Raw genomic sequence first — 14,969 nt, forward strand, 5'->3', positions numbered from 1 at the left:
CCCTCGCTCTTGATTCAAATTAATTTTAGCTGTTTTAAAGCATTATAAACCCCATCATCATCAACATGGCTAGTAACATAATCCGCCACTGCTTTTACCTCATCACGACCATTGCCCATTGCTACACCTGTTCCAACAGCTTGAAGCATTGCAATATCGTTCAAACCATCGCCAAATGCGTAAGTATCTTCCATCGAGAAGCCAAGTTTTTTGATCATCTGCTTAATACCTTCCGCTTTCGAACCATCAGCTGGACAAACATCCACGGAAACATCATGCCAGCGCAAGAAACCATACTGCTTAAATTCTTCTCGGTAATAAGCATCATACGACTCATCACAGAAAAGTAAACACTGATAGATATCTCTGCCTTTGTAATAATTAGCATCCACTTTGGGATAATCTCTTTTAATAGAATTCATACCTATTGTCACCCGGTCGTGATCAGGCAAATTCGCACGCATAGAATCTTTTCCTGAAAAAACAATGGGATGCTCATGCTCCGATGCAACCGTGATTAAACGTTCTAAAGACTCGGTTGGTAATGGTTTAGCGTATATTTCTTTGCCTTCAAAAATAACATATTGTCCGTTATAGCAAATATAAGAATTAATATCTAACTCTTTTCTAATTTCGTCTAACATAAATGGACCACGTCCTGTTGCAATCGCTACATAAACGCCATTTTCTTTTAATTTAGCAATCGCTTGTTTTGCTGATGCTGGAATTTCTTTGGTTTCTCCTACAAGTGTGCCATCTACATCAAAAAATACAATTTTACTCATCAATTAAACGCCTCAATCCTCTATCCATTTTTAAATCATTATGTTTAAATTATAGCAGAAAATCTTCATGATAACAGGGTTGACAAAATTAATTATACTTTCTAGTAGCAATTATCTGGATTTATGGTATATTAGAATGAAGGATATAGATCGGATGAACATTTGTAGGACGACAATGGAACGTGAAAAAAAACTTATAATTACATCTTTTACTCGGAAATTTGTTTCAAATTCCCAAAATAAAGGTATGCAATTATAACGGATAAGAAATTTAACATACGTGCACAGCTATTTTTATACATTAGTCTGTGGTAATTTTTCTTTGTCTTTTTTATGCCGAATTGTTAGTGTCTCGTGCACCCATATCCGCTTGCTACTAAGTCCACAACTGAAAGCAAGCCAATGAATACTAAATAAATATTAGATTTTCAGCTTGAAAATCTATTTTTAAAAAACAAAACTTAAATTTTAAGGAGAGAAAAACATGATTTTTAAAGTATTTTATCAAGAAACACTCACAGAAACACCCGTACGTGAAAAAACACAATCACTATACGTTGAAGCGGAAAGCGAAGTAAAAGTACGCCAACTTTTAAAAGATGAACCTTTCCACATCGAATTTGTTGAAAAAATTAGTGACGCGCACTTAGCTTATGAAAAGGAAAACCCAGACTTCGCGCTCTGGGAAAAATAAGCCTATATGAAATTTGTTAAAAATAATGAGACAGCTGTTTTCGCCCTTGGTGGACTAGGCGAAATCGGTAAAAACACATATGGCGTACAATTTCAAGATGAAATTATTTTAATTGATGCAGGAATCAAGTTCCCAGAAGATGAACTTCTTGGGATTGACTATGTTATTCCTGACTATAGTTACCTAGTTAAAAACAAAGATAAGATTAAAGGACTTTTTATTACCCATGGTCATGAAGATCACATCGGTGGCGTTCCTTACCTACTTCGCGATCTTAATATCCCAATTTATGCTGGGAAACTTGCGAGTGCACTTATCCGCAACAAATTAGAAGAACATGGCTTGCTTCGTCAAACCAAAATTTATGAATATGAAGAAGATGACGTTTTTAAATTTAGAAAAACAAGCATCTCTTTCTTCCGGACAACACATAGTATCCCTGATACGTATGGTATTGTTGTCAAAACTCCATCTGGTAACATCGTTCATACTGGCGACTTCAAGTTTGATTTTACTCCAGTTGGCGAACCAGCAAACCTGACAAAAATGGCTGAAATTGGTAAAGAAGGCGTGCTTTGTTTACTATCTGATAGTACAAATGCGGAAGTACCAAATTTCACCATGAGTGAACGTGTCGTTGGCGAAAGTATTAAAAATATTTTCCGCGATGTAGAAGGACGAATTATTTTCGCTACCTTCGCATCTAATATCTACCGTTTACAACAAGTAGTTGAATCCTCTATCGAAACTGGTCGGAAAATCGCTGTTTTCGGTCGTAGTATGGAATCTGCTATGGAAATCGGTAAACAATTAGGCTATATTCAAGCACCAAAAGATACCTTTATTGATGTGCATCAACTTAATAAAACACCCGCTGGAAATGTGACTATCCTTTGTACAGGGAGTCAAGGTGAACCAATGGCTGCTCTTTCTAGAATTGCTAATGGTACGCACCGCCAAATCCAAATTCAACCAGGTGACACGGTAGTCTTCTCGTCTTCCCCTATTCCTGGTAATACAACGAGTGTAAACCGCACAATCAATTTACTCTATCAAGCTGGTGCAGAAGTGATCCATGGTAAAGTAAATAATATCCATACTTCTGGTCACGGTGGTCAACAAGAACAAAAACTAATGCTTCGTCTTATGAAACCTAAATTCTTTATGCCGATTCATGGTGAATTTAGAATGCAAAAAATCCATGCGGAGTCTGCTGAGGAATGTGGTGTTCCAGAAGAAAATAGCTTTATTATGGCAAATGGAGATGTACTCGCACTAACGAGTGAAACAGCTCATATCGCTGGTAAAATCCATGCTGCAAGCGTCTATATTGATGGTAGTGGTATTGGAGATATCGGTAATATTGTCCTTCGCGATCGTCGCATTCTTTCTGAAGAAGGTCTCGTAATTGTTGTTGTATCCATTGATATGAAAAATTCTCGTGTGATGGCAGGACCTGATATTATTTCACGCGGCTTCATTTATATGCGTGAATCCGGTAATTTAATCGGAGAAGCTCAAGGTCTTCTAACACGTCATTTAAATAAAGTAATGGAGCAAAAAACAACACAATGGTCTGAAATCAAGAATGAAATTACAGATACTTTGCAACCATTCTTGTATGAAAAAACAAAACGACGTCCTATGATACTACCTATAATCATGGAAGTATAGTTTTAAAGACGATAAATGGTTTTAAAATCATTTATCGTTTTTTGTTGATTTCTCAGAAAGACGATGGTATGTTTAAACAAACTAAATAAGAAAGACGAGGAAAATTTTATGACAGATACTAGGACAGAAACGAAGCGAAAGAAACCGTCCACTTTTACTAAAGTTATGAAAATTGCTAGCGTGACACTTTTAGGAATTCTCTTTTTCTCCATTACAGGTTTGGCAGCGAAGTATTACATCACCGTTCAAAATACTTTCACAAAAATTAATGTTCCTTTAGAAACAAGTAATAAAACAGCCAGTGATTTAGAGAAGAAAAAGCCTTTTTCCGTATTGCTCATGGGTTCTGATGCTCGTCCTGGTGAAACAAATGGTCGTGCAGATACAATAATTCTTGCAACAGCCAATAAACAACAAAACACAGTCGAAATGGTCAGTATCCCTCGAGATACAAAAGTAGATTACGGAAATGGTGATATTGGAAAAATCAACGCTTCCTATTCTAACGGAGGCCCCTCAGGAACTGTTTCAGCTGTAGAAAAACTGATGCCAGGTGTTCCAGTAGATTATTTTATTTCTATCAATATGGAAGGTTTTAAAGACCTCGTTGACGCAGTTGGAGGCATTACAGTATATAATGATATTGATTTAACAGATGTAAATAGTAAATTTGTAAAAGGAAATATTACTTTAAATGGAACAGATGCTTTGCAGTATGTCCGAATTCGTCACGAAGATCCACGAGGTGACTTTGGACGCCAAGATAGACAGCGCGACGTTATTATTGGTATTGCTAATAAAGTTGTAAGTTCATCCGGTGTCTCCAATTTTGAAAGCATCATGAAAGCTGTTGGAGATAATTTCCAAACTAATATGACGCTTACAGATATTACCTCTATGGCTACGAATTATTCTTCCGTTCTTAAAAACGTTGATTCGCAAGAGCTTAAAGGTGAAGGCCAAATGATTTATAGTGAGTCTTACGGATTTGATTTATATTATTTTGTACCAGATGAAACAGATTTAGAACGGGTCATTAATATGTTCAAGAAGAGTTTAGATATTACAGAATAAAAGTAAAAGATGACTGAGGCCAATTAAGCTTCAGTCATCTTTTTATTGATGTTTCACAATCAAGGCTTCCATTTCATTAATCACCTTTGTGCAGGCTTGTTGATGATAAGCAAATACAATTTCATAATCGGGCTCTATCTCTTTATCCAAAGTCACATGATAAAGTATTTCAATATTATTTATCGCTTGTTCTACTAATATGTTGAAATGAAGCATAGGATCATCTGATGCGACATTAGCAACAAAACTACTATCAGTAATAATTTGTTCTCGCGTTTTTCGTAAATCGATTAATTGCTTCCATAAGCCTTTAATCTTTGGAGCTAACGTTTTAGCATTTGCAGAATTAATCTCTAGCGCTTTAATGTTCGCAAGTAAAGCTTTTTCTTGAGCGATAAAAACTTGATTTAATTTTTTTGTTTTTTTCCGTGGATAAAGCGCATAAACAAGAAAACCAATTGCCAGCCCAATCATTGTATCAAATAAACGATCTCTTAAAAAGACAACTGGTTCCCCGTCTCCCTTACCAACTAGCACCATCACCGTAATAACAACAATAACCATCGTGAATTTTTTGGTAAAAAGATAGCTCAGCATTACAGCAAGAGCCGCACCAATTGGTATCATGATATAATGATGATTTGGTACTAAAAGATACACGATTGCCGCAAGCACCCCTCCAACTATCGTTCCTACAATACGCTCAATACTCGATTTATATGTCGCCCCTTTTGTCATCTGAGCAGTAATATAAATTGCGTTAAAAACATAGGTTGGATAAACAATCCAATCACCTAATACTGGAAAAAGCAAAATAGCTATCGTTATACTAATTAAGACTTTAGCTACGCGAGGATCCAGAGCAAGGCGCTCCTTCATCGAAATTTTTTTCATTTCTTATCCCCTCCTTCAGCTAATTCAGCCATTCCTTTTTTAATAGCTAGAAAGTTTTCAACGAATTTTTTTACGTGAAAAGAAGCAACTGGATCCGTTTCTTTGGCGTTAATCTCCGCTGAAACTTCGATGTTTATTGAGGATAGTGCCATTCTTGCTTCATCAGATAAACCCGCTCTACCAATGTCTTCAAGTGTTTGCATATGAAAAAAAAGCTGTAAATAATTCGGTAGTAAAGCTTGGTAGAGTTCCACATGGCGAGGATTTTTGTTTTTACTAGCACTGTATTCTTTAATAAACATTTGCGACTGTACGAAAATGCTATATAGCGGTTTTGATACAAATTCCCCGTTATTTTTAAAGACGCTTTCCATTTCTTTATCAAATAGTCCCATTAATTGCTTCATGATAGTTTGTACCGTTTTCTCAAGTGGTAAATGGACGTACCTTACAACAAGTCTTACTAAAATAAAAAACACAAATACATCAATGAGTGATACTATTACCATAACGTATAATGGCATTGGTAAATCTTCTGTCCCAAGAAAATAAAGAGCTGTCCCAATTGCTAGTGTCATCACCATGTATTTTTGAGGCATCGTAAAATTCACTACTAAAATAACAATTAACATCACAAAATAATAAATATATACATTAATCGGAAAAAAGTAAGTGCTTATAATAACGAAAGCGCACGCTAATGTAAAAGCTATCGCAATTTGAGGAATGACTTTTCGAGTAATCCCATATGTAGGTTGCATTGAAATAATTCCTATTAAAACAACAATAGGCAAGACTCCAGCTAAATCAGGAAAAATAACAGTATGAAAAATAACACAAATACTTGTATAAACAAATGCTTGCAACATTTGAATTAATCCTCGAGCCCCAATTTTATCCAGCAAAAATTTTTTCATCAGTTCCCCTCTCTTCTATTTGGTTTACTTAAGCTCTGTAACTATAATAGAAAATAAATAGTTATTTAGCAAGCAAACAATAAAAAAACCTAAGCATATAATAGACATTATTCACATCTTCATATATTGCAAAGGTTTTATTTTTATTGGATTTTTTCTTGTAAACGTTCAATATCGTCATCTGAACCAATAACGATTAAAATATCCCCTTCATGAAGAACATCATTTGCTTCAGGAGTAATAATCATTTGTTTATCTTTTTTTATGCCCACAATATTAACGCCAAATGAGTTACGAAAATCTAAATCAACAAGGCTTTTACCAAGAAAACGCGGGTCAGATACTGAAATCTCCACTAAGCTATATTCATCAGAAAGTTCTAGGTAATCAAGCATATTTTTCGATACGATATAATGTGCTATTCGTCGTCCCATATCCCGCTCTGGATGGACAACTCGGTCAGCTCCGATTTTATCTAGTAATTTGGCATGTTTATCATTTGTTGCTTTTGCAGTAACATATTTTACGCCCATTTCTTTTAAAATCAGCGTCGTTAAAATACTTGACTGAATATCTTCACCAATTGCGACAATAACGTGCTCAAAATTTCGAATACCTAATTGTCGAAGCGCGTTTTCATCGGTTGAATTGGCAATAACTGCATGGGTAGCAATTGACATATATTCATTTACCCGTTCTTCATCTGAATCAATGGCAAGTACTTCCATTCCTTGCTCAACAAGTGAACGACAAATACTTCCACCAAAACGCCCAAGTCCGATGACTGCAAATCCCTCTTTCATGTACAGCTTACCTCCCTATTACTTTTTTTCTACTAAATCATGTTTAAATGCATAGATGGCAGCTTGCGTGCGGTCTTGTACATCTAATTTGGATAAAATATTACTCACATGTGTTTTTACTGTTTTTAAAGTGATGAAAAGTTCATCCGCGATTTCTTGATTTGATTTTCCTTCTGCAATAAGAAGTAAGATTTCATTTTCGCGATTTGTTAAATCATCATGTAAGTTTTTTTCTGGTTTAGCGGTTAGTCTTTGCATCATTTTACCAGTTACTTCTGGTTCTAGTACAGAATCCCCACCGTATGTAGCTCGAATCGCATCTGCAATTTCACTCGCTGTGGAGGTTTTTAACATATAACTACTCGCTCCAGCTTCAAGTGCCGGATATACTTTTTCGTCATCAATAAAACTTGTGACGATAATAATTTTTGCTTCTTTCCAATTTTTCATAATTTCTTTTGTTGCTTCAATACCGTCCATCTCATCCATGACTAAATCCATTAAGATAATATCCGGACGCAATTCTAAAGCCATATCAGCACCTTCTCGGCCATTTTCTGCCTCACCAACTACTTCCATGTCATCTTGAACAGAAAGATATGCTGACACGCCTATTCGTACCATTTCATGATCATCTACTAGTAAAACTTTTATCATTCGTTTTCCACGTCCTTTTTCGCAACAAGTGGGATTTTTATTTCTACGCTAGTTCCTCGTCCTTTAAAGCTAATTATTTTAATAGTACCACCAAATTCAGCGACTCGTTCACGCATATTTTGTAAACCGTATGAACCTTGACGTACATTATCCATATCGAATCCTACCCCGTCATCGACTACTTTCATTACCGCTAAATTATCCATCGTTACTAAACGTACTTCTAATAATTTAGCCTTAGAGTGACGTAAAGTATTCGATAGCAATTCTTGAACAATCCGGAATAAATGATCTTCAATGCCTTTTTGCAAATTAATATCTTCAATTTGCCATTCGACTTCGATAGGTAATTTGGTTGTTAGTTCTTTTAATAATTGTTCTATACCCGTTTTTAATGACTTTCCTTCAAGCTGCGTTGGTCGCAGATGAAGTAATAGTGCACGCATCTCAGATTGAGATTCATTTACGATAGACTCTACCATTTTTAATTGCTTTTGCATGGCTTTAGTTGCGCTTTTTTCGCTTTGTTCATTTAAGGCAGATAATAACATCATCGCAGCGAACAGTTGTTGACTCACAGAATCATGTAACTCGCGCGCAATCCGGTGACGCTCTTCTGACAAAATAGCTTCTTTCGTTTGACCACTTGATTCAGCGCGATCACTTGCGAGCTTCTGGGTCAGAATCGTTTGTGCTTTCATCTTATCACGCAAACGGTCAATTTGCTTATAGACTTGCTGTACTTCTAAAAAAGTTTCATCTTCTTCGCTCGTAATCTTTTTTTCTAAATCACCTTGACTTAGAAGCCGAATAGAGAAGTCAATTGACTCAAACTTTTGTTTAACAAAATAGCCAAGTATGCCACCAATGATTAAACCAATCGAAATAGCTGTCAGTGGTACAAAGACGACAAAAGGAATGTAAAATATTTTTTGTTCAATTAAGATTTTGTACCATGAACCTTCACTAAAAAAATAGTATCCAACCGTACCAATAGTTGTTGCAATAAGTAGCAACCCTGAGCAGACTGCCATCATTAGCTTCGAAAAACTCATAACCTGATCACCTCTAAATCTCCGAAGATAACAGACGTCATGATTTTCACTTTTCGTGCGGAACTTTCGTAATTATCTGAGTAGACCTTGATACTATTATTTTGTATAGTAGTACTTTCTTTATCATATTGGATATTTCCGAAAATTGCTGAATGTTCAATGCAAATACCAATGTCAAATGGAACAAGTATGCGGATTTTTCCGGATACACTCCGTATCATGATAATACTTTCGCCAGTTGGAAGAACTGTATTTCCCAAATCCAGAATCGTATCACCTATACCTGTTTGAATATTAATATCATCCCATTCGTAAACAACATCTAATATTCGCTGATTACCAAACCACTGATTACGGATAAATTTATCTGTGCAATCAATTTTGCTATCCGGCTCTCTCGTCTTAAGCATTAATAGTTGGGGTGCCCGCTTTCGGCTTATATAGTGAATAATCGCATAAATACCTGCAACAACAAGTCCTACTTTAAAAGTAGTTGTAAGCAGTACTGCAATAATGATAAATACGATACCGATAAACAGTGAGTTTTTTGCGCTTTTTTTCGTGGCGCTTGCTTTTCTTGATGTGAAAATGAAGAATATTCCGAGTGCAAATAAAATGAGTAGCTCCCACTGGAATAACATCTCAAGTCCAACACCAACAATAATCGCAATTAAAAATATAAAAACAACCGAGCTTTCCATTTTTTTCAAGCTGACACACCTCCTTAAGTCATTCTTTAGACAAAGTTATTTCTCGATTTTTCGCTACTTTGTACAGCTGTGTATATTATAGCCAGGATTTGCTAGTAGAAACAAACCGCGCTAGTTGGAACAATCTCTACTACTTTAGTCGGATGTCTCTTCTGTTAACTTAGTAATTATTCCATTTTCTTGTGTAATTCGTCTTGCTTTTAAAAGTGTGCCAATTGCGCGTTTAAATTGCGCCTTACTAATTCCGAATTTAGCGCGGATAGCATCTGGATCAGATTTATCCCCAAACGGCATCTCCCCGCCAACACTTCGTAAATAAGTTAAAATCATTTCCGCATCATCATTTAATACTTCATGCGCTCTCCCACGTAGTGATAAATTAAGTGAGCCATCTGGTTTCACAGCAATAACGCGCGCTTTGACGCGTTCCCCCATCCTAGGTTCAGCAGTCCGTTCACTTTCATGAATAAAGCCAATATGGAAATCATCCGTAAAGACAAAGGAACCTACTTTCAGTAAACGATAAATGATCCCTTCCACATTTTGGTTAAAAAGCGTTTGTTCTGCTCGAACAGCAATTGCACGGAATTGTTCTTCTTCAGCAAGTACTCCCCACACCCGATTTTCTTCGTCTACTCGAAGTGCAATCATCACCCTACCTTCTTTTTTGGGCCATAAGTGGGGTAATGCAGGCAAATCATCTAATGATACAACGACATCTTTTTCAATACCGATGTCCACAAATACACCTAGATGTTTACGTACTTCGGTTACTGTTCCCCAGCCGTAGTGTCCAACTTGAATTTTTGGAATAATTGTTGTTGCGCGGATTTCTCGGTCATAGTCAACAAAAATAAATGCTGTTACTTCATCTCCAACAGCAAGGTCTGTTTCATGTGTATTTGATTTAGATAAAAAAACAGTTACTTCATTTTTTTCTAGGAGCCAACCTGTTTCTTTGATTTCTTTTACTGTCATTACTTGGCTTTTGCCAATATAGTTATTCATTTTTTTCCACCTTTATTTTAAGAATAGTCTTGTTTCATTATAACGTATCTAAGCTCGTAAGGCTACCTGCTTTGTAGCATCAATCTTGGTTAATATAATGATTTAAAGTATCTATTTTTTCTTTTAAAATATCTTTTGCGAAATCATTCTTTTCTCTAGCAGCACTTCCTACATGATACTCTGTATGATTTAGTGTTCCTTGAAAAGTAGCAATGTTTTCCGGTTTAACGCCACTTCCAACTAGAATTTTAAATGAATCTGGGGTCTCTTTACTGTCATTTATCCACCTTTTAAGGCGTGGCAAGGAATCAAGTGCACTAGACGTTCCACCTGAAGTTAATAATTGATTAATCTCTTGGCCATATGTACGTAAAACTTGGTAGCTTGCTTCAATATCTTTTGTTGCTTCTAGGGCACGATGAAAAGTAAGGTCTAAATCGCCTTTCCAACCGATCACTTTTTCTAGAAGTTCCTGATCGATGTTTCCGTCTTCAGTGATTCCACCATAAACGATGCCTTTGACTCCAACTTCTTTTGCAAGTTCAATATCTCGTTCCATTACAATTCTAGCAGGCTCATCATATACAAACGAAAAACTGTGAGGGCGAATCATCATCATCGCTGGAAGTTTTGAAGCACGCACTATTTCTTTAATAGCACCGTAACTAGGCGTTAAGCCACCTTCACTTATAGCAGAGACCACTTCCATTCTATTTGCGCCGTATTTTTCCGCTAAATATGCATCTCTAGGATTTTGAACTATCACTTCTAACATTCATTTTCGCTCCTTTTAATACTAATTACCTTCATTCTACCCTTTTAACACGCAAATGAATACTAAAAAATCCATGAAAAGAAAATTAGCTTCTCATGGATTTTTTACTTATTATTTTAAGCTTGTAGTAAATACTTCTGTTTTCCCAGCAATCGTGTCCCTAACTGCCTTAAAATCAAAATCGTATTTGCCCTCTGAACTATTAGTTACAACCATAGGAACCACTGTGCTCGCGGCATTTTTCTTGATAAAATCAAAGTCTGCTTCCACGATTGGATCTCCTACTTTTACTTTATCACCAACATTTACTAACACGTTAAAACCTTCTCCGTTTAGTGCTACCGTTTCCAAACCGATATGAACGAGGATTTCTTGTCCCATATCAGTACGGATACCAAAAGCATGTTTCGTTTCTGCAAGTTGAATGATTTTCCCATCAACTGGTGCAACGATAGTGCCGCTTTCTGGTTTAATCGCAATACCTTCACCCATCATCTTTTGATTAAAAACTGGATCTGGAACATCCTCTAATGCAATAAATTGTCCAGTCACATGAGCAAATACAGTTTCATTTTTACTTTTTTTCAAGAATTTTTTAAACATCCATCTTCCTCCTAGCAAATTCATCAATTAACTATTATTTTACCTTTTTAATGAAAAAAAGGCACGGAGAAAGTATCAAGTATAGATTGAACTTCTTCATGCCTTTTTCAAAGTTTATTTACTTGTTTTTAAATCTTCAATGGAGTTAATATTTTCCATGTATTTTGGCACTGCTAAGCCGATTTTCGCACCTTTTAAGTTCGGTCCTAAATCTTCAAACTTTCCTTTGTAATCTTTGTAGTAGATTCCAGAAGTGTTTGGTAGCCATGCAGCGACCATTCCGTCTGCCGCATCGGTTGCGACAGATGCCCACATTGGTTGAATTTCCATTGCTTGAATGGTTGGTTCATAGCCAACTTGTTTTAAAGCTTCTGCAACAACATTAGTAGAGGCAATTTCTGAATCCCAAGCTACATAAGTAAGTTTGATTTCATCGCCATCTACTTTTTCTACGCCATCGGTCCATTTTGCTACTTTTTCCGGATTGTTTTTAATCCATTTTTTAGCAGCTTCTTCTGGGTCTACGCCGTCATTAACTTCTAGCATTACTTCAGACATATCTTCAGCAGTCCAGAAGAAATTATCTAGCACTTTGTAGGCAGAAGGCTTTTCTTCTTTCAACCCTTTGCGGACAATTGTGTGGATATTTTCAGCGTTTCCAAAAACATTTTTAGGGTCATCTAAAAATTTCAAGTCGAATTTTGTGAACATCCAGTGAGGTGTCCATCCAGTCACAACAATCGGGCGCTTATCTTTCATCGCTTTTTGTAGTGTACTAGTCATAGCAGCAGTCGAACTTGTTTGTAACTGCCAATTATCATCATCTAAATGATAATCTTTAATCGCATTTTGTGTTGCAAGCATAATTCCTGCTCCAGCATCAATTCCTGTGATTGTATAATTGATTTGTTCGCCTAAATCTTTTTTCGCGTCATAAGGAGCAAGGGTTGTCCCGCAGGCTGCTAAAGTGAAAATAAGCATAGCCAAAACTGCAGTGGTGATTAATTTTTTTAGCAATCTACTCTCCTCCTTATTCTGATTTCGCTTTTTTATTGAAAGCTTGTGTCAGACGGTCTAGGATGATTGCTACGATAACAATCGCAATCCCAGCTACAAATCCGCCACCAGCGTCATTTCGTCCTACTGCAAAGTAAACACGTGTTCCAAGTCCCATTGCACCAATCATCGAAGCAATTACGACCATGGAAAGTGCTAACATGATACTTTGGTTAATCCCAGCCATCATGGTCGATTTCGCCATTGGTAGCTGCACTTTCCAAAGTTTTTGCCAAGGTGTCGAACCAAAAGAATCTGCCGCTTCAACAAGCTCTGTCGAAACTTGGCGAATACCTAAATTAGTCATACGAACAGTTGGGGGCATTGCGAAAATAACAGAAGCGACTACCCCTGGAACCATCCCAATTCCGAAAAATGCTACGGCTGGAATTAAATATACAAAGGCAGGCATTGTTTGCATAAAGTCAAGCACCGGTTTAAAGATGCTTTCGACGATACCGCTTTTCGCCATCCAAATACCAAGTGGAACCCCAATAACAAGTGCAATTAAACTACTTGTAAGGACAAGAGTCAGCGTTTGAGTCATATCACGCCAGAAATCTAAGTTCCAAATTAATAGTAAGCCGACCACTTCAAAAATAATTAATCCCCATTTTTTCCCTTTACGATTAACCCAGAAAGTCCCAAATACTAGTAAAATAATAAATAACCATGGTGGAACTAAGTCGAATACCCATTGGAATGCATCCACAATTCCGCCAATGATATTAGTAATTACATTAAAAAATCCTTCAAATTGCGTTAAGCCATCAACTAATTTGTCAATCCAACTAGCTAATGGAATCGTTGGAATATTAGGCATTAACGTTCACCTCGTTTCCAGAAAGTGCGGCCAGAACAGACCCGCGAATAATAATTCCTTTTAATTTTCCATCTTCGGTTACAGCAATTGGAATCGTTGTAGTTGATATCGTATCCATTATCTCTGCAAGTGGTGTATCCGGACCAGTTGTCGGTACATCGCTGTGTAAAGCACTTTCAAGCGAAGTAATATTTTCTTTTACAAGTTTAGATACTTCTGCTGCATGGACAATTCCAACGAGCTCACGGTTACGTTTTACGACAAATACACTAGATGTGCCAGCTTCACGCATCCGTTTTAAAGCAACACGAGGGCCATCTTTTTCAAAATTAACGATTTCTGGGCGTATCATTACGTTGCTCGCTGTATAAACTTTGGAACGGTCTACATCTTCAATGAATTTTTCTACATATTCATTTGCTGGATGTGCCAGAATTTCTTCTGGGGAACCTGTTTGAACAACAGAACCATCACGCATAATCATAATGTGATCGCCAATACGAAGCGCCTCATCCAAGTCATGCGTAATAAAGATAATCGTTTTCTTCATTTTATCTTGTAAATCTAGTAATTGATCTTGCATATCTTTTCTGTTAAGTGGGTCAAGTGCAGAGAAAGCCTCATCCATTAACAAAATATCTGGATTGTTAGCAAGTGCTCTCGCAAGCCCTACACGCTGCTGCATCCCACCAGAAAGTTGGGAAGGATATTGTTCGCCGTAACCAGCTAAACCAACAAGTGCAAGCGATTCTGCTGCATTTTTCTCACGTTCTTCTTTGTTCATTCCTTGAATTTCAAGCCCGTATTCAACATTACGGTTAATCGTTCTATTTGGAAATAAACCAAAATTTTGGAAGACCATGCTCATGCTTTTCCTTCTAACTTCCAAAAGTTCTTTTTTATTTAAACTAGAGAGTTCTTTTCCGTCCAGCCAAATTTTTCCGCTCGTAGGCTCAATTAGACGGTTTAAAAGTCGTACCAAAGTTGACTTCCCACTACCAGAAAGCCCCATTATAACGAAAATTTCTCCTTCTTCTACGCTAAAAGATGCTTTATTAACACCAATAGTCGCCCCTGTTTCTTTCAAAATTTCTGTTTTCGATTTCCCTTGAGAAAGTAAAGAAGATGCTTTAGAAGCCTTTTTTCCAAAAATCTTCGTTAGTTCTTCCACTTTAATCTTGCTCAAAATAAAATCCCCTTTCTTTTTTAAATTGAATTATTTACTAGGCAAAAATTCGGCCCATATCGCTTTAAAAAAAAGCAATAACATTTATCATTGTACACAAGTTTCACATTAGTTTCACATCATACAGTTTGATTTGCGCTATTTTGCACATTTGAGAAAGCGCCTCCATCTTACTACAAGAATGGCTAGCGGTTTTTTTAAATTTTTTTAATAAAATTAACTTTTTTTGCTAAAAACGAATCTTTTTCAGTGAAA

At 36.5% G+C, this 14,969-nt stretch carries 16 protein-coding genes; 3 read left to right on the forward strand and 13 right to left on the reverse strand.

All coding sequences use genetic code 11. The features are described from left to right. Positions 1-14 precede the first annotated feature (14 nt). Positions 15-785: a Cof-type HAD-IIB family hydrolase gene (locus HCB45_RS04655; RefSeq protein ID WP_185318435.1), complete on the reverse strand. Its 771-nt coding sequence runs from the start codon at positions 783-785 to the stop codon at positions 15-17. Positions 786-1,269: 484 nt separating this feature from the next. Between HCB45_RS04655 and rpoY the strand changes: the two genes are divergently transcribed. The 3 genes from rpoY to HCB45_RS04670 all read left to right on the forward strand — a co-directional run bounded on the left by rpoY (position 1,270) and on the right by HCB45_RS04670 (position 4,227). Further along, complete coding sequence (gene rpoY, locus HCB45_RS04660) at positions 1,270-1,479, forward strand: DNA-directed RNA polymerase subunit epsilon (RefSeq protein WP_003722652.1); 210 nt, start codon at positions 1,270-1,272, stop codon at positions 1,477-1,479. Between the two features lie 6 nt (positions 1,480-1,485). After that, positions 1,486-3,153 carry a ribonuclease J1 gene (rnjA, locus tag HCB45_RS04665; RefSeq protein WP_185318434.1) on the forward strand — a complete coding sequence of 556 codons (1,668 nt, stop codon included), beginning with the start codon at positions 1,486-1,488 and terminating at the stop codon, positions 3,151-3,153. A 108-nt stretch (positions 3,154-3,261) separates the two neighbouring features. Continuing rightward, complete coding sequence (locus HCB45_RS04670; RefSeq protein ID WP_185318433.1) at positions 3,262-4,227, forward strand: LCP family glycopolymer transferase; 966 nt, start codon at positions 3,262-3,264, stop codon at positions 4,225-4,227. Positions 4,228-4,269: 42 nt separating this feature from the next. Here the strand turns inward: HCB45_RS04670 and HCB45_RS04675 are convergent, their stop codons facing one another. The 12 genes from HCB45_RS04675 to HCB45_RS04730 form a co-directional block, all read right to left on the reverse strand. After that, complete coding sequence (locus tag HCB45_RS04675; RefSeq protein ID WP_185619038.1) at positions 4,270-5,121, reverse strand: FUSC family protein; 852 nt, start codon at positions 5,119-5,121, stop codon at positions 4,270-4,272. Then, entirely contained in the window at positions 5,118-6,038 is a 921-nt protein-coding gene (locus tag HCB45_RS04680; protein ID WP_185619040.1) for a hypothetical protein, read from the reverse strand. The genes HCB45_RS04675 and HCB45_RS04680 overlap by 4 nt, the downstream gene beginning before the upstream one ends. 143 nt (positions 6,039-6,181) lie before the next feature. Beyond that, positions 6,182-6,841: a potassium channel family protein gene (locus HCB45_RS04685; RefSeq protein ID WP_003719245.1), complete on the reverse strand. Its 660-nt coding sequence runs from the start codon at positions 6,839-6,841 to the stop codon at positions 6,182-6,184. Between the two features lie 18 nt (positions 6,842-6,859). Next, complete coding sequence (locus tag HCB45_RS04690) at positions 6,860-7,498, reverse strand: response regulator (protein WP_003736192.1); 639 nt, start codon at positions 7,496-7,498, stop codon at positions 6,860-6,862. Continuing rightward, positions 7,495-8,553 (reverse strand): sensor histidine kinase, encoded by a 1,059-nt coding sequence (locus tag HCB45_RS04695; protein ID WP_185318430.1) that lies wholly within the window; start codon positions 8,551-8,553, stop codon positions 7,495-7,497. The genes HCB45_RS04690 and HCB45_RS04695 overlap by 4 nt, the downstream gene beginning before the upstream one ends. Continuing rightward, entirely contained in the window at positions 8,550-9,263 is a 714-nt protein-coding gene (liaF, locus tag HCB45_RS04700) for a cell wall-active antibiotics response protein LiaF (protein WP_185619042.1), read from the reverse strand. The genes HCB45_RS04695 and liaF overlap by 4 nt, the downstream gene beginning before the upstream one ends. A 135-nt stretch (positions 9,264-9,398) precedes the next feature. After that, complete coding sequence (locus HCB45_RS04705) at positions 9,399-10,271, reverse strand: CvfB family protein (RefSeq protein ID WP_185619044.1); 873 nt, start codon at positions 10,269-10,271, stop codon at positions 9,399-9,401. Positions 10,272-10,350: 79 nt separating this feature from the next. Then, positions 10,351-11,046, reverse strand: a complete 696-nt coding sequence (locus HCB45_RS04710) for a copper homeostasis protein CutC (protein ID WP_185619046.1) — start codon at positions 11,044-11,046, stop codon at positions 10,351-10,353. 111 nt (positions 11,047-11,157) lie between these two features. After that, positions 11,158-11,649, reverse strand: coding sequence for a PTS sugar transporter subunit IIA (locus HCB45_RS04715; RefSeq protein ID WP_185318426.1), 492 nt, complete (start codon positions 11,647-11,649; stop codon positions 11,158-11,160). 114 nt (positions 11,650-11,763) lie between these two features. Further along, positions 11,764-12,666 carry a glycine betaine ABC transporter substrate-binding protein gene (locus HCB45_RS04720; protein WP_185619048.1) on the reverse strand — a complete coding sequence of 301 codons (903 nt, stop codon included), beginning with the start codon at positions 12,664-12,666 and terminating at the stop codon, positions 11,764-11,766. Positions 12,667-12,679: 13 nt separating this feature from the next. After that, positions 12,680-13,528, reverse strand: a complete 849-nt coding sequence (locus HCB45_RS04725; RefSeq protein ID WP_003771275.1) for an ABC transporter permease — start codon at positions 13,526-13,528, stop codon at positions 12,680-12,682. Next, positions 13,521-14,714, reverse strand: coding sequence for a quaternary amine ABC transporter ATP-binding protein (locus tag HCB45_RS04730; protein WP_185318424.1), 1,194 nt, complete (start codon positions 14,712-14,714; stop codon positions 13,521-13,523). The genes HCB45_RS04725 and HCB45_RS04730 overlap by 8 nt, the downstream gene beginning before the upstream one ends. Between the last annotated feature and the right edge of the window lie 255 nt (positions 14,715-14,969).

Source organism: Listeria farberi (assembly GCF_014229245.1).
Lineage (GTDB): Bacteria > Bacillota > Bacilli > Lactobacillales > Listeriaceae > Listeria > Listeria farberi.